We start from the raw sequence: 22,188 nt of genomic DNA on the forward strand, positions 1-22,188 counted from the left end.
TATATTCCTATATCTTTATAAATCTAACCAGCAAAATTACTGTAAAAACGGCGACCAGGCTGGTGCCTTAACTTGGCCATCCAAGACAGGTAACCTTGCCTTAAAACGACCATCCATAGACACCAATGCCAATACCTGCTTATTATTGTGCAAGGTGCTGTATATTATCATCGAGCCATTTGGTGCAATACTCGGAGACTCATCTAATCTCGTACGAGTGAGAACTTGAAACAGCCCGGAATCTAATTCTTTTTTCGCAATGTGGTAACGGCCAAGCGTGCGGTTAACCATAATCAGACGCTTTCCATCTGATGTGATCGAACCTGCTAAGTTCATGTCGCCGTCGAACGTCACTCGCTTAGACCTACCAGTTTTTAAATTTAACTTATAAATCTGAGCATTACCACCCCTTTCAGATGTATACACAATTTCTTGACCGTTTGGGTGCCAAGAAGGCTCAGTATCTATACTACGGTGTCGAGTTAAGCGTGTTTCTTGACGAGTTTTAAGGTCAATTAGATAAACTTCTGTCGCACCACCTGAGTCCTTAGAGAGTACCGCAAGTAATTTAGTTCCATCAGGAGAAAACTGTGGCGCACCATTAATACCTGGATGGCTAGTGATCAGTTCACGCTTTCCTGTATAGATATCTTGAATGTAAATTTGGGATTGGCGATTTTCAAAAGTCACGTACGCAAGTTTGTTTGCATCTGGCGACCAAGCAGGCGACATTAACGGCTCTTTTGAGCGCAATAACACCTGCTCGTTGTAACCATCATAATCGGCAACAACTAATTGGTATGGCTTATCCTGTCCGTCACGCACGATAATGTAGGCAATCTTAGTTCTAAATGCGCCTCGCTCACCTGTTAAAGCTTCATATACTACGTCGCTAATTTGGTGCGCGTAATTTCTAAAGCCTGTACTGCTAACAATACTTTGGCGTCCTTCAAGCACATGATCGTCGCTTTGCATTAAGCGACCATTCGACATTATGCGAGTTTCACCACCGGTCAGCTGTGCTCTGATCACGTCAATCAGTTCATACTTTACCAAGTAACGTCCAGCAGATTGCTGGGTCACGGTGCCTACAACTACCGCTTCAACCCCTGCATCGACCCATGCAGCGTAGTCGATTTCCGAGTCAGTTGTTGGTAATTGAGGCATGTCAGCCTCGGCAACAGGCTTAAATTTACCGCTGCGCATCAAGTCTGCAGAAATAACGTCACTTAAACTCGACGGCATTTCACCAGTGCCATTATATTTAAATGGTACAATTGCGATGGGTCTAGCACTGTCTACCCCTTCTGTTATCACAATTTCAAGTGCGGCTTGCGCAAACTGTGAAACACCCAGAGTAAAAACCAGCAATAAGGTTGTGAACTTCTTTAGCATGTTCGTCCTTTAAAAATTTGGTTTAATTGTTAAATTGATATTCTTAAGCTGTTCAAACACGTCTTTATCTTTAGAAACAGGTAAAGTATCTGCCATTTTCACAGCACGGATAGCGGCTTCACATACAAGCTTATCGCCACCCAATGACTCTACATGCGTCACAAGGCCATTGAAGGCAAGACGAATGTTTACTCGGCATTGTTTACCTTTCATTGTTTCATCAATAAGCAAGTTTGCTTGAATGCGTTGCATAATAAGCGCTTTAAACTTATCCACTTCGCTCAATACTTGCTGTTGACGGATCTTAGCTCTTGCTGCCTGCTCTTTGGCAAGCTGGTCACGCAGCATTTGTTCTTCAAGTGCCTTTTGACGTTGACGCTCCGCTTCTTCAGCTTTTCGTTTTTCCTCAGCTTCGCGACGTTTCCTCGCCTCTTCGGCCTTTCTTAAGCGATCTTCCTCAGCTTGGCGTTGGGCAGCAGCCTTTTTAGCAGCTTCTTCCGCAGCGGCTTTTTCAGCTCTCGCTTTATCAGCCTGTTCACGTTGCTTTTTCTCAATTTCGCGAGCGCGTTTAGCTTGCGCCTCAGCTTGGCGAGTCTCTTCCAACTTAGCTTGACGCTCTTGCTCCAGCTTTTTTATGCGCCGAGCTTCGGCTTCACGGTCTTTTCTGGCTTGCTGTGCTCGCTGTTCAAGATCGCGAATACGGCGATCTTCAGCAGCTTGCTTTTCTTCTTCACGCTTTTTTAAATCAGCAATCTTTTTCTCAACCGCTTGCTGATCAACCGACACTGCAGAAACCGCCCTTTCAGGCTTTTGATCTTTCTGCTGTGGATTTAAGGTGACTTCCATCACAGTAGGTGTTTCAACTTGAAAATTTGCCGTAGCAAATAGCAGACCGCCAATCGCGCCATGAAGCAATACTGACTTAACTACGCTGCTAGATAATGAACTCATTACTCATCCTCAAATGATTTAGTCATTAAGCCAACAGAAGGAACACCCGCTTTTTTCAAGAAGTCCATTAAATAGAGTACTTCTTGATATGACACTCTGCCTGAACCTTTGATCATCACAGGAGTATCTGGATTTTGTTCTAACTTTAGTTTAATCACCGCAGCTACTTCTACGGCATCCATCGGTGCTTCAGGATCGGTACCGACAGTAACAAAATAGCGACCTTCAGCATCAATGGTTGCAATAATCGGTGGCGAGTCTTTGGTTTCAACCAATTCAGACTCTTCCATCTGAGGTAAGTCTACTTTTACGCCGTGTTGGATAAGTGGAGCCGTTGCCATAAAAATGATTAACAGCACCAACATAACATCAATATAAGGAACGACGTTGATCTCCGCGACGGGACGACGTCTCTTACGCTGATACATTTTGTTTTGCCTCTACTTGTGTTGCAGCCTGGCGATAAAGAATGTTAGCGAACTCTTCCATAAAGTTAATGTACTGAGTTTCTAGCTTTTCTACATTTTTGGCAAATCGGTTATACGCCATAACCGCTGGAATTGCCGCAAACAGACCCATGGCTGTTGCAATCAACGCCTCAGCAATACCTGGTGCAACCATTTGCAGTGTCGCTTGTTTCACTTCGCCAAGCGCGATGAAAGCATTCATGATCCCCCAAACAGTACCAAATAGACCGATATAAGGACTGATAGAGCCAACTGTCGCTAAGAAAGAGAGGCTCGATTCTAACTTTTCAATTTCACGAGAAAGCGCGACACGCATTGAACGGTGAGTACCTTCAACAACAATCGAAGGAGATTGGATATTGCCTTTTTTATGCTTTGCAAATTCTTTAAAGCCGGATACAAATAACGCTTCTAACCCTGTTGCACTACCAGCCCTTGCAGCTATTTCATTATAGAGTTTGCTAAGATCCATACCGGACCAAAATTTTTGCTCGAAATTCTTTGATTGGCTTTGGGCTTGAGAAATGACAGTTTTACGTTGAAAAATAATTGCCCAAGAAGCAATAGACAATCCCACCAGGGTCAACATTACAAGTTGTACCAAAAAACTGGCTTTTAAAATTAGATCGACAAAATTTAGTCCCGATTCCACGTTATTATACTCCCAAAAGTGTTTCGGCAATGGTAGCCATTTATATTCTTGCGCTCTACTGAGCAATATCTAGAGATAGACTAGATTTACTACCAAAAGGTTCAGCTAGTTTAACCACACTACAAATACCTTACAATCTCAATACTGCGAATTCATTGTATTTGACGATAAATAGAGCAAAACAGTGTAACTCCCTTTGCTTTACCCAAACTTAAGCAAATTCGGCAATCTCCATCACAGTCTCTAAATATGACCCAAAACTGCATAAAATAGGAGTTTTATGCACAAATAGAGAATAAAACCTCAAAAAACAGATTGGTCTTACCAATTAACAACAGATTATCTAATATTTACATTTTGCGCATTTAACATACAACCCCATATTTTACATGAACTTATACAAATACATCGCCACATTTAAGCTCACTTTTTAGCCTTAATAAAAATTCTGATATTAGTTTTTTTTATCTGAAAAAAGAATTTTTCTAGTTTGATGAAAAACCAAAACCTCTTTAATATACACCCTGTACTGAGCGAGCAGCTGAAGTTTCAGCAAAGCACAGTTACTTGCAATAGGATTCTGATTTTTCGTATTGCTTAGATGATGCATTTTGTGGATAAAACCCAAAGTAACTCATCTTGTTCCCTGGATTACTTCCTTCAACTTGTTGTTTTGCCCGCATTATTTGCGGGCTTTTTTTTGCCTGAAATTTGGTGCATGCCCCTTATTACTCTCCTCGTTTTCTTTAACACTCGATTATTTTGCGGTTTTTATTTAGCACTTGGTTTAAAGGACGAGGCAGTCTACAAATAGTTTAAGCAACGTATAACACAGGTAAATTACTTCAGCGGTAATGAATCTTGCTTGAATTGAGCTGATACAAAATTATGGATTTATGCAAACGTGATTTGCAAAACTCTAATGTAGAAATGAAATAGCCGAGTGAATACTCGGCTATGAAGAACAAAGGTGTTTGTTACCCAGCTTGGATTATTCTGGCTTGCTTAGCTCAAAATGCATATAGGCTTTATCAGAGACAATACGTCCTCTTGGCGTGCGTTGAATAAAGCCTTGTTGGATCAAAAATGGTTCTATCACATCTTCGATGGTTTCTTTTTCTTCTCCAATCGCCGCAGCAAGGTTATCAAGACCAACCGGGCCACCGGTAAACTTTTCTATGATTGCCAGCAGATATTTGCGATCCATATAATCGAAGCCACATTTATCAACATCGACCATATCCAGCGCCAAGTGTGCAATCTCTTCAGTGATAGAGCCATCGCCCTTCACTTCAGCAAAGTCTCTTACCCTGCGTAGTAAACGATTTGCTATTCGTGGTGTACCGCGCGCTCGACGCGCCACTTCAGTTGCACCCGACTCGCTGATCTCTAGATTTAAATGATGCGCTGAGCGCGTTACAATCGAAGACAAATCCGCAACCGAGTAAAACTCCAAGCGCTGCACAATACCAAAACGATCTCTTAATGGTGAGGTTAATGAGCCGGCACGTGTCGTTGCACCAACCAAAGTAAAAGGCGGTAAATCCAGTTTAATCGAGCGTGCTGCAGGGCCTTCACCAATCATGATGTCCAATTGGTAGTCTTCCATAGCGGGATAGAGAATTTCTTCCACCTGAGGGCTTAAACGATGGATCTCATCAATAAATAACACATCCCCTTCTTCAAGGTTAGTGAGCAATGCGGCCAAGTCTCCCGCTTTTTCAAGCACAGGTCCCGAGGTGGTTTTTATATTAACCTCAAGCTCGTTTGCGACAATGTTCGCAAGCGTGGTTTTACCTAAACCCGGCGGACCAAATATCAGCAAGTGATCTAAGGCTTCCTGTCTTGAACGTGCCGCCGCTATAAAAATTTCCATTTGCTTTTTGACATGCGGCTGACCGGTATAATCATTTAGTAATTTAGGTCTAATCGCCCTATCTACTAAATCTTCATTACCTTGGATCTCAGGTTCAATTAATCTATCTGCTTCAATCATAGTTACATCATCGATTTAAGAGCGTCTTTAATGATACTCTCGGTCGTCATGCCTTCTCTGTTTACGGCTTTTACCGCTTTTTGTGCTTGAACTTGTTTATACCCTAATGCCATTAAGGCTGCAATCGCTTCATCTGCTGGGGTATCACTTACCGTCGGATGCTCTTGCGGCGCAAGTACAGCGGCATCGCTAAACGGTGTGAGTAAGTCATTGCCAAAGTCTTTTAGCTTATCTTTCATTTCAAGCACTAGGCGCTCAGCGGTCTTTTTACCAACTCCTGGGATCTTAACCAAAGTCGTTGCATCGCCATGATTCACGCAGCTAACAAATTGCTCTGCCGACATGCCCGACAAAATTGCAAGTCCGAGCTTTGGACCGACTCCGTTTGCTTTAATTAACGTGCGAAACAATGCACGTGCTATCTTGGTATTAAAACCAAACAGTAACTGCGCATCTTCGCGCACCACAAAGTGAGTAAATACGGAAACCGGCTCGCCCACGCTCGGTAATTCATAAAAACAGGTCATTGGCATTTGTACCTCATAACCTATACCTGCAACATCAATTAATATCTCTGGTGGCTGCTTTTCTAACAGTGTTCCGCTTAATTTTCCTATCATCGTTATCTCAACCTTCCTCTTACGGTTTTACGCGCTGCGCCTGCCATTTTTATTAAGTTTTGCCTTGAGTGCGCGTGACAAATCGCCACCGCCAACGCATCTGCTGCATCAGCTTGGGGTGTGCCTGGCAATTTTAATATGCGCTTTACCATTTCCTGTACTTGGGCTTTGTCTGCACCACCGGTACCCGCAACGGCTTGTTTAACTTGCCTTGCCGAATATTCACTCACAACCACTGACTGCATGGTCGCTGCAACAATGGCCGCACCTCGCGCTTGACCAAGTTTTAAGGCTGAGCTTGGATTATGCGCAACGAACACTTGCTCAATCGCAAAGTCGCTCGGCGAAAACTGCTCTATGAGCTGTGTGATCCCTTGATAGATCATTTTTAATCGAGTGGGAAAGTCATGTTCACCAACTTTAATGCAACCGCTCCCCAAATATTGGAACTTTGCACCTTGGTGAGCAATCACACCATAGCCTGTAAATCTTGACCCCGGATCAATTCCTAAAATGACAGCCAAACGCATCGTCTCTTGGTTTTTTGGTTATAATGCCAAAATACTGTATAGATTACCAGTTATAAGCTAGTTCATCTGATCAAAAAAGGCGACCTAAGTCGCCTCTTTTACATCAGGTTGACGAACTTACTCGCCTTCACCTTGCTCTGTTAACTGCTTTTCTATTGAGATAGCAAGCTCTTTTAGCGCATCTGGGTTTGCAGGGCTTGGCGCATCAGTCATCAAGCACGACGCTTGCGTCGTTTTCGGGAACGCAATAACGTCACGGATGTTGTCAGTGCCACACAGTAGCATCACCAAACGGTCAAGACCGAATGCCAAACCTGCGTGCGGAGGCGTGCCATACTTCAGAGCATCAAGTAAGAAACCAAACTTCTCTTGCTGCTCAGACTCTTCAATGCCTAGGATCCTGAACGCAGCCTGTTGCATTTCGTTGTTGTGAATACGAACCGAACCGCCACCGACTTCGTAGCCGTTAAGTACCATATCGTATGCATCAGAAAGTGTACCTGCTGGATTTGCTTCAAGGTCCGCAGCACTTACGCCTTTAGGCGCGGTAAACGGGTGGTGTACCGCGTGTAGGTTACCTTCGTCGTCTTCTTCGAACATCGGGAAGTCAACAACCCAAAGTGGTGCCCACTTAGTTAGATCTGTGATTTCTAAATCAAGACCAATCTTCAGACGTAGCGCGCCCATCGCTTCGTTTACAGTATTACGCTTGTCTGCGCCGAATAGAATAATGTCACCTGTGTTTGCGCCTGTGCGCTCAAGCAGTGCATTGATCACTTCTTCATTCAAGAACTTAGCGATTGGTGACTGTACGCCCTCGATACCCGCATCACGGTCGTTCACTTTCATCCAGGCAAGGCCTTTCGCACCGTAAATACCTACAAACTTAGTGTATTCATCGATTTGCTTACGTGAAAGTTGTGCGCCACCAGGTACTGATAGTACTGCAACACGACCTTTTTCGTCATTCGCAGGGCCACTTAGTACTTTAAATTCAACGTCTTTTACGATGTCTGCAACGTCGATAAGCTCAAGCGGGTTACGTAGGTCTGGTTTATCCGAACCATATTTGCTCATCGCTTCGCTGTATGGCATCACAGGGAACTCACCCAAATCCACATCTAGGAAAGACTGCCACATTTCACGGATCATTTTTTCTGTCACGCCACGAACTTGGTCTGAGCTCATAAATGACGTTTCGATATCTATCTGAGTGAACTCTGGCTGGCGATCGGCACGTAAGTCTTCATCACGGAAACACTTTACGATTTGATAGTAGCGGTCAAAACCAGACATCATTAGTAGCTGCTTAAATAGCTGTGGCGACTGCGGTAGCGCATAGAAACTGCCTTTGTGGACACGACTTGGTACTAGATAGTCGCGTGCACCTTCAGGTGTCGCTTTCGTTAGTACTGGCGTTTCAATGTCTAAGAATGCATTTTCATCCAAGAAACGACGCACAAAGCTACTCGCTTTAGCACGCATTTTAATGCGATCGCTCATTTCTAGACGACGTAGGTCTAAATAACGGTACTTAAGACGACGCTCTTCAGAGTTTTGCTGATTGAAGTCAAGCGGTAATGGTTCTGAACGGTTGATAATGGTTAAGCCAGTGCCTAAGATCTCAACTTCACCGGTTGCCATGTCTTTGTTTACTTGGCTTTCAGGACGCGCACGGACAACACCTTTGATCTGAACACAGAACTCTTGGCGCAACGTATTCGCTTTATCCATTAAGCCTTCCACTTCAGGATCGAATACCACTTGCACAAGCCCTTCTCTATCTCTTAAATCGACAAAGATTAGGCCGCCAAGGTCACGACGTTTATTGATCCAACCACATAGTTCAACTTCCTGATCTACATGGCTCTTATTTAGTTTTCCGCAGTATATAGAGCGCATAAAATTCCTGTCAGTCCAGTTTGCTCTTACGACTAATCACTTCTCACCACACAATATGAATTCACAGTATTGGTAAGCCAGTCGCTAAGACTCATTTTCAATAACCGCCAATTATATAAAAATACGCTGCATTGTCATCCTCAATCTAAGGATCTGATACACTATTCACACATTTAATCGTTGTTTTGATCACTATGTTGTATCTGGGTTGCCCACAATGGAGTAGCGCACACTGGAAAGGTCGAGTATTTTCCAGCCATTGTAGTGCCACAAATATGCTCAAAGAGTATGGCCAAATTTTTAATAGCGTTGAAGGCAATACGACTTTTTATGCCGATCCAAATCCGCAGACCGTATTAAAATGGCTAGAACAAGTGCCCGATGACTTTCGCTTTACGTTTAAAATTCCTAAGCGTTTTAGTCATGAAATGGCACTTAGCCACTGCCAAGATGAATTATTGGCTTGGTGTAAAAACATGGCGCCGCTGTTTCCTAAATTAGGCGTGTTAATGCTGCAATTACCTGCGCAGTTTGCGCCTGAACATATAAATAAAATGCGACAATTTTTATCTTGGTTGCCCAAAGCGCTAACTGTTGGTGTTGAAGTACGGCATTGGGACTTTTATCGCAAAGGCGATGCTGAGCGCAGATACAACCAATATTTAATCGAAAATAACTACAACCGCATCGTGATGGATACTCGCGCACTCTTCAGCGAGCCTGCCAGTACCCCTGCGATAGTAGATGCACAGCAAAAGAAGCCGCGATTACCTGTGCATGCAATTGCCACTGGAGACAGCCCTATTCTGCGATTTGTTGGTTGCTCTCAGCTTGAGTCTAATAGAGACTTTTATCAGCCTTGGTTAACTAAACTCAATCAATGGCTCAGCGAAGGTAAATCACCTTATGTGTTTTTCCATACCGCAGACAATTTTGATGCGCCATTTTTAGCAAGACAATTTATCGCTGATTTAGAGATACATCATCAAGTAAGCAATCCATTCCCCGCTGAAAAAGAAGCAAAGCAAGAGGCGCTGTTTTAATGTCCCATCCCTATTTTTTAAACTACTCAGAGCAAGTCCAGACTCAAGTCACTCAATTAATAGAGAGCAAGCGACTCAGTGCTTTTTTCAAAAGCCGCTATCCTGAAGCGCATCAAATCAAAAGCGATAAGCTACTTTACGAATATGTGGAAGGATTAAGACAGCAGTACTTAAAAAATACCCCACGGGTATCGCAGGCCAAGTTTGAGAAGCGCAACAATATGGTATTGAATGCGTTAGGAACCCATACGTTCAAAACCACACGACACGGGCAAAAACAAAAAACGTCGCACCAAATACACATCGCAGCACAGTTAAAACACGCACCCGAGGCAGTGCTACGAGCATTGGTTGTACACGAGCTAGCGCACTTTAAAGAGAAAAACCATAACAAGGCGTTTTACAAGCTTTGTCAGCATATGGAACCCCACTATCATCAACTTGAGCTAGAGTTACGGCTATTTATGCTGATGTGTGAAACAGAAGGCAACACCAATTACACTTAACTTAAGGGTAATTGGTGTTTTGAGAAATTAGCGTTTACAGCTTGGTGCAAAACCACCCGTACGCGCTTTGTTAGCGGTTGCTTGGGCAGTTGTCATGTTTGCTTGTAATTGCTTAATTCGATTTTCAGGCGCAGGGTGCGTCGACATAAATTCTGGTGGACGCTGTTCGCTCATTTTCGCCATATTTTGCCAAAGCGCAACCGAGCCTTCAGGGTTAAAGCCAGCCTTGGCCATTAGATCTAAGCCGATAACGTCCGCTTCGCTTTCATGAGAGCGGCTAAATGGCAGCGCGACACCATACTGCGCGCCAAGACCTAATCCCTGCATAATGGCATTGCGATATTCGATATTATTCATTTCAAGCACCGCCGCCCCTGCTTGCAGGCCAAACTGCAACACACTGTTTTGCGATACGCGCTCATTAGCGTGTTCAGCAATAACATGTCCTACTTCATGGCCCATCACCGCAGCAAGTTGATCTTGGTTTTCTGCAACTTTGAGAATCCCCGTATGAACCCCGATTTTGCCGCCGGGTAGTGCAAATGCATTAGCAGAGTCATCTTCAAATACCACAACTTCCCATTGCTGGTTTGCGTAGTTTGCTGGGAGTTGTGCTATTAAGGCATTTGCAATACACTTAACGTAGCGATTGGTTTTAGCATCAGTATCAACTTTTTGCTCTTGCTTCATTTGTTCAAAGCTTGCAACACCCATTTGGTCCATTTGCTGCTCGGAATAGAGTGCTAACTGAGTGCGTCCGGTAGGCGATGTTTTGCAGCCAGCAAGCGTTGCTGCCACAGCTATCGCGAGAACCAGTTTTTTCATAACTTGTTCCTTTTCTTATTTTATAACTTAAGTTTCTCTAAGTTTACCGCAATTTCGTCACTTAACGAGACTAACTTAGTACAATATAAAAAATTTTTCATGAACTTCTGCTGATCAGAACGCCGTCTTTTCGTTGCTCCACTCTAGTGCACCGAGTTCCATTTCCATATAAAGCGTCTCTGATTGGTGTATTTATTCTGCTTAACATTAACAAGGTAACAATACCAACCTATGAAGTCATCAACACTCCCAGCAATACTCTTGCCATTACTGGCTAGTATTGTCGCGATAACGCCTTTGGCTATCGACTTGTATCTCCCCGCGATGCTTGCGATTGCAGACAGCTTGAATAGCCCGCTTGAGCAAGTACAGGTTTCTCTTAGTAGCTATTTAGCAGGTTATGCTGTCGGCATGATGGTGTTTGGCCCCCTTGCTGATAGATTCTCAAGACAGACGTTAGCTATTTGGGGCTTGGTCGGCTTTACCGCATCGTCAATTGGGCTTGCGCTAACGAATGACATCGATATGTTTTGCTTCTTACGTGTTGTTCAAGCATTTTGTGGTGCCGCAGCGACTGTCGTTGTACCAGGCGTGATCCGCTATTATTACAAAGAACACACAGCCAAAGGGATGTCTTATGTTTCGATGATCATGATGATCGCGCCACTTATTGCTCCCTCTCTTGGTGCGTTGATCTTGTTGTACTTTGATTGGCACGCCATTTTTTGGTTTTTAGCGGTTTATGCAATACTCGTTATCATCGCATTACAGTTTTTCTGTATTGCAATCCCGACCAAAGCTGATGTACCGCTTAGCTTATCGTTTTTCTTAAAAAACTACCGCATTGTATTAACACAAAAGAAGGCCCGCTACGATATTCTTTCTTCGATGCTGGCATCATTCGCATTCTTTTGCTTTTTAACCTCAGTTTCGTTTATCTATCTTGAATATTATGGTGTGTCGGAGCAGCTGTTTGGAGTGTTATTCGCCATGAATGTGATTGCATTGATGCTCGGTAACTTTGCCAACACGCGTTTAGTGCCAAGGCTTGGTTCTAGGAAAATGCTCAATATCGGTCTTACTATTGGTATCGTCTTCGCGACACTACTGGTCATACTCAGCAGCCAATCAGTCTCGGTTTGGGTGCTAGCTTCTGCCATTGCACCTTTGATGATGAGTTTGGGGATCATTGCCAGCAACGCTGATGCGCTGATATTACTGGGCTTTGAGCATCAAACCGGTACCGCTACCGCGGTGATAGGCACGCTACGATTTGGTAGCGGCGCTTTGGTCGGCCCCTTACTTGCACTCGCGGTTCCTGAGTCACCTTTGCCGTTCTCAAGCTTTATGTTCGCTGCCATTGTGTTGACTATCGTCTGCCAATTGTTAAATAGGCGTTTTGAGAAAAGTGTCAACGCTACAGAAATCAAAGAATAATACACAAAAAGCCCCGACTTGCGGGGCTTTTCTCTAAAATCGTTATTATATCAGGTTAATTTAGCTCTTTATCTTTCCAGAACTTAGTGCCTTTTACTGTTGCTTGCAGCGCCAAACCACTTTCAGTAAAGGTGTACACAGTAACATCACCATAATAGGCTTCGCCTTCTACCGACGCACCTTTTTTAGCGGCTTTCGCTGCAGCATCTGCATTTCCGCCAAACGTCCAGCCTGAAGTAACAAACTTATTCATTGCTTCAGGAGTATGGAATACCATCACAATACGATAATCTTTTACACCTAGACCAAGGCCTACACCACCTTCAGCCATATTCATATAGGTGTTACTTCCTACCGTATTATCGTGTACGACACCGTAACCTGTTCCAGCTGCAACAAATAGCAGATTAATATTGGCATTAGAAAAAACAGCATAGCCCGGCGCTGCCGCAATTTGCGAACGCGTATCTGGCTTTTTGCTGTAGAGCTGAGTAAGTACATCGTTTTTCATATCTAGGATGGCACGTTGCTTTTCAACCTTGTCACCATCGCCCATTGAAGCACATGCACTAAGCATGACGGCCAAAAAGCCAGCCATTAAATGTTTAACGTTTACCATAGGTTTTTCCTTTCCTGCATTAATTGAAAATAACACTGCCTATCATAGACGCTTAGTTTGAATGCTGGATTAATTTAGAGGTATGTTTCGAGCCTTGCCAAACCAGCGGCAAAGTTACGCTTACCCGTTCCTAAACGAAAGTGGCACTCGCTCTCCAATAGAAATAACTTTGCGGGTAACAATAGCGTGTTCGAGGTCTCTGCAAATTGACGTGACCACTTTTCAGAGTCCCTTACTGAATTAATCTTCAGCAATGACAACACACCTCCACGAGGCTCAACCCAAGTCACTTTTTGCGAGTATAAACTGACAAATTCACGCATCAATTGGACGTTATTTGCGATGATTTTCGCATTATGCGCTAAGATAGTTTCACTATGCAGTAATGCAGTCGTCGCCAATAAATCATCCACTTTACTGCCACAAATGCTTAAGTAGCTTTTACCGGCCAACAGCGCATCTGCTAGTGCTTTCGAACCGCAAATTGCCCACCCTACTCGGATGCCAGGCAAGCCCATACTTTTAGATAATACGCCTAACGTAATCGACCGCGGATAAGCCGAAAAACGCCCACCTGCGGCGCGGTCATCGCCATGGCTCTGTGCTGATACTTCATCACTTAATATGTAAGCACCACACTGCTCTGCCAGTTGTTGTATTTGTCCAACTTCATTGTCAGTCAAGCCTGCGCCCGTTGGATTATGAGGAGCATTGACGATAATGAGTTTGGTTTTTGTCGTCACTGCGTTTTTGAGTCTTTCTATATCAACCTGCCAGTTGTCCTCCTCTCGCAATGCCACCGTGTTGACGATAGCGCCAAACTGTTTGGGAAGTGTTGCAAGCGATGGGTAACTTGGCGTACAGACCACCACCTCATCTTGTGGGTCTAGTAATTGCGCCATCGTAGTGAAAATAGCTTCTTGAGCACCGCTAAATGACACGATTTGATTAAGATCCACACATGCCGTCGTCGGCAGATGATAAGCTTTAATCGCCGCTTTTAGCCCTTCACTGCCCGCAATCGGATTGTAACCCAGTTCAATGTCTGGCATTTTACCGCCACCAAGCTCAATAAGTTCACCAAGCGTGACACCTTGAGCGCAGGAATCACTCAAGTTGATGTCGATGGGAGTAGCCAAGCTTTGACTAAACTTAATGTGATCGGGTAATACTAATTCCATTCTCTAACCTAAAAAGTCGTGCCAGCACTTTGGCTGGCATGTGTATCAACGACTATTTAAGACGCCATAGCGTAAGTTGGCATCGCTCTAGTTCAACTTTACGTGCGTTTTTGCTTATGGCGGACATTACTTCATCTTCAGCCAACAGTTCAAAATCTCGTCCCAGTAAAATTTCTAAACCATCACGGCCCGTGACGTTCTCACCACTGACCTTATAACCGCCCAACCAGTTTTGTGCTTGGGTTAGCGCTTTGTCCCACTGATAGGCTGAGCTTATCGCAAGGATCCCGCCTGCATTCAAGCGCGATTTAATTTGGTTTAAAAAGGTTTTTGGTGAATATAAGTATTCCACAACACGATGACACAAGATTAAGTCATACTCGGCGAATTGTGGTTTAAGGTTATGCCCATCCCCTTGGCAGAAATGGATACGCTCACTGAGTTCATTAAAACCTAATTGCGAAGTAGACACTTCGTGGAAGTCCACAATTTCACCTTCAATCTCGGTAGCAAAGCGTACCGGCGTGCCTTCTTTTAAGGCCAACGCGTGTTGAATATTGCGCGCAGTAAAATCAATGCCATCTACTTGAGTAAAGTGTTTCGCTAATTCAAAACTTGCACGACCGACCGAGCAACCCAAATCCAGCGCTTTATCTGTATTACCTTGATAATGCACCATTAGCTGTGAAACAACACTTTGCAATGGATTGCCAAAATGCATAACAGGCTTGCCGTAGTGGCTATGTAGCGCATTGGCAACGTCCGCATCCATTTCGCACAAGTTGACCTTTTGCACTGGCACTTGTGGGCTCTCACTTTCGATGTATCTAAATCCGGCATGTTGGAAGAAGTGGCGTCTAAAGGCATAACGAGAGTCTCGCACGGCTTCGTTACCTGTAGAAATCCAAGAACCACCTTTTATCAGATTATGTTTACCGTCAAAAGTGGGAGTCGAGAAATCATCGTATAATGGATGCACTTTAAAGCCGCTATATGCGTCGATCGGACTTTCCGTCCATTGCCAAACATTGCCGATGATGTCGAATAAACCTTCAGTTTCAAAACGGTTAACCGGACAGCTTGAAGCACATACCTCCAGGTTAATGTTTCCCGGCGCTTCACTCCATGTTGGCAAGTCAACATCGAGCTTATCGCGTAGTACTTGCCACTCTGCTTCTGTTGGTAAGCGTACAAAGTGCTCACTTTGCTCAGACTTCCAATTACAAAAAGCCTTAGCTTCAAGGTAATTAACCTCAACTGGCCAATTGAGTGGTAATGGAATTTCCTCGGCTAAGTTTCGTTGCCAAAAGCCTGTGTCTTTTTTTACCCAAAAGCGCGGCATGGTTGATTTAGTTGAAGCCAGCCAAGCTTGACCTTCAGCCGTCCAAAACTCTGGCTGCTTGTAGCCACCAGCTTCGACAAAGGTTAAAAACTCTTGGTTTGAGACCACATATTTACTGGCCTTGAATGGCGCCACATTGACGTCTTGTACGCCATATTCGTTATCCCAACCGTAGGTTTGATTTGATTCAGATTTACCGAGCCGAACATCACAACCGCTTACTGAGATTAGGTTGTTGTCAGGTGCATCACCGTACTCATCACACGCTTCCCAACCGGGTTGTAAAGTCAAGTCAGCCAGCGGCAGCATCCGCATTATTACAGAAGAGGTTTCTAGGTGGATACGTTCGTGTTCAATCCCCATTAGGACAACCCACGCAAGGCTATCTTGAGTGATTGGTAGGGTAATATCCATCTCATCGATTAACCCGTTAATAAGTGCATTCACTTGTTGGCGATAAGCACGCACTTCTGGCACTGTTGGCCAATCGTAATTATTGCTATCAAGGTCATCCCAAGACATTTCGTCTACGCCAACTGCACAGGTAGATTCAATGTGTGGATTAACGCGTTGAGTGATATATTTCCCTAACATCAACTTATTAACGTAAAAACAAGCGGTATGACCGAAATAGAAAATGAGCGGATGCCGTAACCGCTCTGCCTTCACAAAATAGGCGTCGTCATTGTTGATATTGCTAAATAATGATTCGTACTGCTGCCAGCTATTGTTGAAGTATGCTTTGATCTCAGCGCGCTTTTTCTCCACGTCGCCACCTGAAAGCCAGATTGGCTTTAATGTATTTGGTCTTTCCATACAATTATCTTCTTTAAACTTGCTACTTCGATACATACACCATTTCAATGCATGCAGCTTTTAAACTTTGCTCACTTTGCCACTTAATGCCAATGGCATCTTGCTGTATACGTTTGATAATCTAGCTTAGACCACTGATATCAACTTTTTATGACCTTAACTTATTCACATTTAATTTTCACTGCCGACAAGACTATTTTCGGAAAAAACTTCACTTGGTACATCTAGCATATGTGATAAAAATAAAAAGAGCGCAACTTAGGTCACGCTCTTTTGGCAGCCGGGCTGCATCACAATGAAATTTACGCGACCACGGGCTCTAAAGACTCAGCTGAGCTGGACTCCAATGTCAAAAATACCATCACCATGATATTGGCGATGAACCACAAGTCTTTAATCACAAATTGTCCCAAGCCACCCAGCAAGCTCATGTCGCTAAACGCACCGGCTGCGGTAAACAGAAAGCTTTGCGTCATAACAAATACCGCTAGACACCCAAGGCTTGCAACACTAATCAAGACTCGCTGTTTGAACCAAATGCCAATGCCAAGCAAGCCTGCCATCAAAATGTCATAGGCGCCTATCACGTTTGAGGCTTCTTGCACGGAAAACAAGTCATACATCCAAGACATAAACGGTGAAGTTTCTACTAGCGGCACGATTGCCTTTGCCTCAAGTTCGAGAAATTTCATTCCACCGATCCAGACTAAAACCAATGCCACCGGGAAATAGTTCGCCCACACTAGCGTTCGCGTGTTGGTATGATGACGACAGTATAGAAATAGTGCGATGGGTACTAACGCAAAATACTTGATGATCCCTTGCCCAGAACCAATAACGGGAAAGCCGCCATGAGCTGCTATCCAGCGGTTTTCGGCAAACAACGTCAACAAAGTAAATAAACTAATGATGGCGATTAAGGCAAGCGGCCACGCCGCAGGAATAATCTTACATTGCTGTAAAATGACTAGACCCGCGGCAACCATTAACGCAAAGCCAAATACAATGCCAAGTGTGGCAACAGGCACCCACTCTGTTAACCCGTAAAAGCTAAAGGTACCGGAAATGGTACTTGGCCCAGCGCCAAACAAAAATGAAATGCCAAGCAGTAATAAGCTCACTGCTAACACGCCTGAAATAGAATAATCGATAGTTCTAAACGACATATCTAACCTCTTAATATGCTATTGTCTATAAGACCCGAGGTTTTAGAAAGTTCATTCAGCGTTTGTGAAGTTTATACCCATTGCAAGGTATACTAAGTAGTTAGGTCCACAACCCAGTTCAATGCCAGTGCGTCGCAAAGTCAATGAGTCGCGTTAATATTGGGCTTTGAAATTTATCTTTACGCGTCACCAACCAAAACTGCCTCGGTGCGGCTTTTAAACCTGAAAGCGCCTTAATTCGTTGCTGTGCTATGGCATGTTCAGCGGAGTATTTTGAGATACACGCTAAACCGAGCCCTGCCGCCACACCATTTATAATCGCCTCGGTGGAATTTAACTCAAACGCGGTTCGCCACGACGTAAGCTGCGCTGCAATATTCGCTAAGAAAAATTCTCGACTGCCGGAGCCTTGTTCCCGCAACAACCAACGAGATTGACTTTGTATCAGCGTTTGAAAGTCAGTTACCGCAAAGTCCATTGCACTCACGATACACATTTCATCTTCAAACCAAGGCATGATGTCTAAACCTTCGCCTATCACTCGGCCTTCAACAAAACCAATGTCTAATTCGTAGTCACGAAGCATAGCGCACACTTTCGCCGTATTGGTGATAAACAACTGCTGCTGCGTATGCCCTGTTTGCTGCTGAAAAGCCGCTAACATGGGAGGCAGCAAATGATTGCCTAAGGTATCGCTGGCACCAATTTTAATTTCGCCATATAGCCTCTCGCTTTCTTTAAATAGGGACTCTAAGAAGCGACATCTATCTAGCACTTGATGCGCATGCGGTAGTAATAACTCTCCGGCTGGATTTATCATTAATCGATTATTTACACGATCGAATAATGGTTGTTCGAGGTGACGCTCTAACTCCGCCAGAGCCATGCTAACAGCAGCCTTAGTTAAACATAGCTTATCCGCTGCAGCCGTGATCGAACGCTCTTGCACGATTACCGTAAATACATTGAGTTGCTTAAGGGTTACCATTGACGTTAAGAATTACTGAACACTAATTTAAATATATTCAGATATTCTTAATTAAAGCGCAAGCGTATTATTCCCTCATCGAACAATTATTGTGAAATTACGCATGGCTACTCTTCATTCTTACAGTAAAAAACTCACCGCCACTATCCCCACCCCGATGTCTGGTCTTGCTCTTGGGCTGGCTAGTTTAGGCTGGTGTATCAGTAACCTGTTTCCCGCATTTTTTGTGTTAAAACCTTTAAGTGCACTGCTGGCTGGCTTTATTTTATTGCTGTTAGTGCTTAAGTTTATTCATCAACCTGCTCAATTAAGAGCAGATCTCGCGCATCCAGTGGTTGGGAGTGTATTACCAACCAGCGCCATGACAATCATGGTTATTTCTCATAGCATCGCGGCCTATTCTCACCTTATTGCAACTGTGGTTTGGCTACTTGCTATTGCAGTTCATCTGGGTTTGCTAGCCAGCTTTGTGTATTTTCGCAGCCGCAATTTTGAGCTTAACCAGCTTGTGCCAAGTTGGTTTATTCCCCCAGTGGGGTTTGTCGTTGCCGATGTCACCTTTAACGGCATGTCAGCGTTGCAACCATTGGCGATGGGGCTTTGGTACTTGGGAGTGATATTTTATCTGCTGCTGCTACCGTTCATGATTTACCGTTTATGTAGAGGCAGTGCCATACCACAGCAAACCCAGCCCACAATTGCAGTCATGGCAGCGCCTGCGAGTCTATGTTTAGCAGGATATTTAAGTGTCCATCCAATGCCAGCGGCTGGCGTGGTGTTTGCCCTACTGAGCGTCGCTATTATTATGACCCTAGCGATATACCTTGCTTTTATTCAGCTGCTGCGGCTGCCATTTAGTCCTGCCTTTGCGGCATATACCTTTCCATTAGTCATCGGCGTCACCGCCATTAGTAAAGTCGTCACTTGGCTAAGCAGCGAACACTTAAGCCCAGGCTGGTTAAGTGTGTTGCAATACCTAGTTTGGCTTGAACTTGTCGTTGCGATCGCAGTAATTAGCCTCGTTTGTATTCACTATGTGCGATTCTTACTAAAAATAAGCACTGCCAATTCAGAGAGTTAAAGCTAATATTGCAATAACCTAAACACACACCATTTACTTAGCATGCTAACTACTTTAGAATACTTAGCATGCTAAGTAAATATATCTTAAGTTATGTCGTCACTTCCATTTCATGAAACGCTCGATCTCAGCCTCTGTGGCAAGTTAGGCCGAGTCCATAGAATTTGCCGTCAAGCCGTAACCCAAGCTGTGGAGCCACTCGGTTTTACCCAGCCACGCTGGACCGCCATGATGCATATTCATCATTTGGGTGAAGGTTGCACACAACACCAATTGGCGTGCAGTTTAGATATCGAAATGCCGAGCCTTACTCGCACGATGAAACAGTTAGAAGAAAATAACGTGATAGAGCGCCGCATTGATAAGCAAGACAAACGCTGTCGTAAAATCTACTTCACCGAACACGGGCAAGCCCAGTTAGCGCAGCTAAAGATGCGGATCAGTGAAGTGAAGGCACTTTTATATCATGGGCTTAGCGATGACGAGCTCAATGCTATCGCACATGCGTTGGTCAAACTTGAGAACAATGCTCAGCAATGTTGTGACAATATTTCTGAAAATGGGAGTACCAGTGAGTAAACTTAGTCCAGATCAGCAATTTTCCCGCTACGTAAAGGTTTCAATCGCCCTTTTTGCCCTCTGCTTTAGCTATTTTATCTTTGCTGATCTCTACATACCAATGACGCCCCAGGCACGTGTGTATCATCAAGTAACCAAAGTGACGCCCAAAGTCAGTGGTGAAGTGCTTGCCGTGAATGTCAGCAATAATCAAAGAGTTCAGCAAGGGCAACTACTACTTACTATCGATGAAGCGCCGTATCGTTTAGCATTAGCTAAGGCTGAGCTCGCTTTGGCAGAAGTTAATCAACAGAACAAACAATTAGACGCCCAGATAGTTGCCCAACAAGCACAAATAGAGGCTGCTGTAGCCAAGTATGATGAGCAACAGCGACTTTATAAACGCAGCCAATCTTTGCTGTCACAACACGCAATTTCAACGCAGGAATCAGATCAAATTCAAGCAAATTTTGCGACGGCTAAGTCACAGCTCAGTGCACTCAGAGCTAATCTACATGCGCTTGAAGTAAAGCGTGGTGCAACCGACGAACAGAATATTGCACTAATGCAAGCACGAAATGCCGTAGAGCAGGCTAAATTGCAACTCAGTTACACCGAAGTTCGCGCGCCCCATGATGGCATCATTAGTAACTTACAGATCACCACGGGAACCTATGCTCGCACGGGTGTGAGTTTAACCAGTTTGGTTTCGGACAATATTGACTTAGCTGCGGATTTCAGAGAAAAGTCGCTTTACCACGTCAAACTTGGCGAACAAGCGCTAGTGAGCTTTGATGCGTTACCGGGCAAAGTCTATCCCGCCGTGATCCATGAATTTTCTGCCGGCGTCAGTGATGGACAACTCAATGCCGACGGCCAATTGGCTGCCGTTGAGACCTCCAACCGCTGGGTGCGAGATGCGCAGCGTCAACGCGTTCATTTAGCATTTGATGAGCCATTACCTTTACTAGCAAGTGGTGCCAGAGCGACAGTTCAAGTCCTGCCTGAAAGCACTTTGCTTGCAACCCTTGCACAAGCGCAAATCAAATTCGTCAGTCTACTTCACTACGTTTATTGATATGAAAGTTGCATTAAACGCCAATGACCTAAGACAGATGCTGCGTATTGCAACTGGGAGTACGCTAGGCTTTGCACTAAGCAAACTGCTCAACTGGCCGTACGGTATCTTTTTTACCGTATATCCCATGCTGCTACTTGGGTTAGTACCAATGTTAAACGCACACATAGTGCGCCAGTTTATCTTAAGTGGGTTGGTCTGTGCCTTTTCGGTATTGGTGCTACAAGGGCTATTTGGTTTCCACCCTGCGTTAATGTCCTTACTCACCTTTGCCTTATTTGCCTTGTTGTTTTTGCAAATGAGCAAAGGCGTTAATTTCTTATTTGGTGCAATGAGTGTGGTGGGACTATCAATCCAACTTCATTTTGCCAGTTATGCTTCAACCAGTGGTGGCTTATATTCACTCATAGCCAGTAACTCTCTGGCTATTATCATTAGTATCGCAACCGCATATGTAATGCATTGGTTATTTCCGGACGTTACTGTGCGTCAATTACCGCCACGGCCAGCAAAAGATGCTGCAAGTATTCGCCATGAAGTCTTACTGTGCGCCACCGTAGCCACACTCTCATTTATGGTATTCCAAATCCTAGATTTACAAGATTCCGTTTCCGCCCAAGCGGCCTCAATATTAATCCTCTTTCCACTGAGCTGGAAAGCGGCGGGCACAGCAGGCTGGCAACGTGCAGTTGGCACGCTGATAGGTTGTAACTTGGCATTAGCAGCGCAAATCCTACTGCAAACCTATAGCCAAATTTTGCTTTTTCCAATTTTGATTTTATGGATCTTAGTTTTCATTTTTAGTCGCTATCACTTGCTAAGTGGTGGTGCTCCTGGGATTGGCTTTGGTATTATTACCACTTTTGGGATCTTGTTTGGTCAGTCTCTCGCGCCAAATCAAGATTTAATCTACAGCGCACTGTATCGCTTCAGTTCGGTGAGCGTTGCAATTACGGTAAGTCTCTGTGCAATCTACCTTATTCATCGCCTACTTAACCACTTTAGTGCAACGCGCCACCATACCTACGCCTGAAT

Annotated in this window: 21 protein-coding genes; 7 read left to right on the forward strand and 14 right to left on the reverse strand. The window is 44.3% G+C overall.

All coding sequences use genetic code 11. The annotated features are described in order from the left end of the window. Positions 1-36 precede the first annotated feature (36 nt). The 8 genes from tolB to aspS all read right to left on the reverse strand — a co-directional run bounded on the left by tolB (position 37) and on the right by aspS (position 8,513). The gene (gene tolB, locus PNC201_RS10765; protein WP_102057036.1) at positions 37-1,395 is read right to left on the reverse strand and encodes a Tol-Pal system beta propeller repeat protein TolB; all 1,359 of its coding nucleotides are present in this window, start codon (positions 1,393-1,395) and stop codon (positions 37-39) included. A 9-nt stretch (positions 1,396-1,404) separates the two neighbouring features. After that, complete coding sequence (tolA, locus tag PNC201_RS10770; protein ID WP_010605124.1) at positions 1,405-2,346, reverse strand: cell envelope integrity protein TolA; 942 nt, start codon at positions 2,344-2,346, stop codon at positions 1,405-1,407. Continuing rightward, positions 2,346-2,774: a protein TolR gene (tolR, locus tag PNC201_RS10775; protein WP_010377593.1), complete on the reverse strand. Its 429-nt coding sequence runs from the start codon at positions 2,772-2,774 to the stop codon at positions 2,346-2,348. Before tolR ends, tolA begins: the two co-directional genes overlap by 1 nt. Next, the gene (gene tolQ / locus PNC201_RS10780) at positions 2,761-3,465 is read right to left on the reverse strand and encodes a protein TolQ (protein ID WP_010605125.1); all 705 of its coding nucleotides are present in this window, start codon (positions 3,463-3,465) and stop codon (positions 2,761-2,763) included. Before tolQ ends, tolR begins: the two co-directional genes overlap by 14 nt. 991 nt (positions 3,466-4,456) lie before the next feature. Then, a complete protein-coding gene (gene ruvB, locus PNC201_RS10790; RefSeq protein WP_010605126.1) occupies positions 4,457-5,461 on the reverse strand; it encodes a Holliday junction branch migration DNA helicase RuvB in 1,005 nt (334 codons plus the stop codon). A 2-nt stretch (positions 5,462-5,463) separates the two neighbouring features. Continuing rightward, complete coding sequence (gene ruvA / locus PNC201_RS10795) at positions 5,464-6,081, reverse strand: Holliday junction branch migration protein RuvA (RefSeq protein WP_010605127.1); 618 nt, start codon at positions 6,079-6,081, stop codon at positions 5,464-5,466. Positions 6,082-6,083: 2 nt separating this feature from the next. Continuing rightward, a complete protein-coding gene (gene ruvC, locus PNC201_RS10800; RefSeq protein ID WP_010605128.1) occupies positions 6,084-6,605 on the reverse strand; it encodes a crossover junction endodeoxyribonuclease RuvC in 522 nt (173 codons plus the stop codon). Positions 6,606-6,728: 123 nt separating this feature from the next. Then, entirely contained in the window at positions 6,729-8,513 is a 1,785-nt protein-coding gene (gene aspS / locus PNC201_RS10805; RefSeq protein ID WP_102057037.1) for an aspartate--tRNA ligase, read from the reverse strand. A gap of 275 nt (positions 8,514-8,788) precedes the next feature. On the opposite strand from aspS, the gene PNC201_RS10810 reads away from it, so the two are divergent. Beyond that, positions 8,789-9,556 carry a DUF72 domain-containing protein gene (locus tag PNC201_RS10810; protein WP_045989769.1) on the forward strand — a complete coding sequence of 256 codons (768 nt, stop codon included), beginning with the start codon at positions 8,789-8,791 and terminating at the stop codon, positions 9,554-9,556. Beyond that, complete coding sequence (locus tag PNC201_RS10815) at positions 9,556-10,062, forward strand: M48 metallopeptidase family protein (RefSeq protein WP_102057038.1); 507 nt, start codon at positions 9,556-9,558, stop codon at positions 10,060-10,062. The genes PNC201_RS10810 and PNC201_RS10815 overlap by 1 nt, the downstream gene beginning before the upstream one ends. Positions 10,063-10,089: 27 nt before the next feature. Here PNC201_RS10815 and PNC201_RS10820 read toward each other — a convergent pair whose 3' ends face one another. Beyond that, entirely contained in the window at positions 10,090-10,887 is a 798-nt protein-coding gene (locus PNC201_RS10820) for a M48 family metallopeptidase (protein WP_010377574.1), read from the reverse strand. 231 nt (positions 10,888-11,118) lie between these two features. On the opposite strand from PNC201_RS10820, the gene PNC201_RS10825 reads away from it, so the two are divergent. Further along, complete coding sequence (locus PNC201_RS10825) at positions 11,119-12,324, forward strand: Bcr/CflA family multidrug efflux MFS transporter (protein WP_102057039.1); 1,206 nt, start codon at positions 11,119-11,121, stop codon at positions 12,322-12,324. A 55-nt stretch (positions 12,325-12,379) separates the two neighbouring features. Here the strand turns inward: PNC201_RS10825 and PNC201_RS10830 are convergent, their stop codons facing one another. From PNC201_RS10830 to PNC201_RS10850, 5 genes are all read right to left on the reverse strand, one after another. After that, positions 12,380-12,943: a YSC84-related protein gene (locus PNC201_RS10830; RefSeq protein ID WP_010605134.1), complete on the reverse strand. Its 564-nt coding sequence runs from the start codon at positions 12,941-12,943 to the stop codon at positions 12,380-12,382. Positions 12,944-13,017: 74 nt separating this feature from the next. After that, the gene (locus PNC201_RS10835; protein ID WP_010605135.1) at positions 13,018-14,124 is read right to left on the reverse strand and encodes an aminotransferase class I/II-fold pyridoxal phosphate-dependent enzyme; all 1,107 of its coding nucleotides are present in this window, start codon (positions 14,122-14,124) and stop codon (positions 13,018-13,020) included. A gap of 52 nt (positions 14,125-14,176) precedes the next feature. Continuing rightward, positions 14,177-16,282 (reverse strand): 5-histidylcysteine sulfoxide synthase, encoded by a 2,106-nt coding sequence (gene ovoA / locus PNC201_RS10840; RefSeq protein WP_102057040.1) that lies wholly within the window; start codon positions 16,280-16,282, stop codon positions 14,177-14,179. Positions 16,283-16,584: 302 nt separating this feature from the next. Further along, positions 16,585-17,448, reverse strand: coding sequence for a DUF417 family protein (locus PNC201_RS10845; RefSeq protein WP_102057041.1), 864 nt, complete (start codon positions 17,446-17,448; stop codon positions 16,585-16,587). A gap of 118 nt (positions 17,449-17,566) precedes the next feature. Then, complete coding sequence (locus PNC201_RS10850) at positions 17,567-18,436, reverse strand: LysR family transcriptional regulator (RefSeq protein ID WP_010605138.1); 870 nt, start codon at positions 18,434-18,436, stop codon at positions 17,567-17,569. A gap of 103 nt (positions 18,437-18,539) precedes the next feature. Here PNC201_RS10850 and PNC201_RS10855 point away from each other — a divergent pair, with 103 nt between their 5' ends. The 4 genes from PNC201_RS10855 (at position 18,540) to PNC201_RS10870 (ending at position 22,186) form a co-directional block, all read left to right on the forward strand. After that, positions 18,540-19,517 (forward strand): TDT family transporter, encoded by a 978-nt coding sequence (locus PNC201_RS10855; protein ID WP_199539655.1) that lies wholly within the window; start codon positions 18,540-18,542, stop codon positions 19,515-19,517. Between the two features lie 93 nt (positions 19,518-19,610). Next, positions 19,611-20,096 carry a MarR family transcriptional regulator gene (locus tag PNC201_RS10860; protein ID WP_039497284.1) on the forward strand — a complete coding sequence of 162 codons (486 nt, stop codon included), beginning with the start codon at positions 19,611-19,613 and terminating at the stop codon, positions 20,094-20,096. Next, the gene (locus tag PNC201_RS10865; RefSeq protein WP_102057043.1) at positions 20,089-21,153 is read left to right on the forward strand and encodes an HlyD family secretion protein; all 1,065 of its coding nucleotides are present in this window, start codon (positions 20,089-20,091) and stop codon (positions 21,151-21,153) included. Before PNC201_RS10860 ends, PNC201_RS10865 begins: the two co-directional genes overlap by 8 nt. Before the next feature lies 1 nt (position 21,154). Further along, complete coding sequence (locus PNC201_RS10870; RefSeq protein WP_102057044.1) at positions 21,155-22,186, forward strand: DUF2955 domain-containing protein; 1,032 nt, start codon at positions 21,155-21,157, stop codon at positions 22,184-22,186. The last annotated feature ends 2 nt before the right edge of the window (positions 22,187-22,188 follow it).

Source organism: Pseudoalteromonas sp. NC201 (genome assembly GCF_002850255.1).
GTDB lineage: Bacteria > Pseudomonadota > Gammaproteobacteria > Enterobacterales > Alteromonadaceae > Pseudoalteromonas.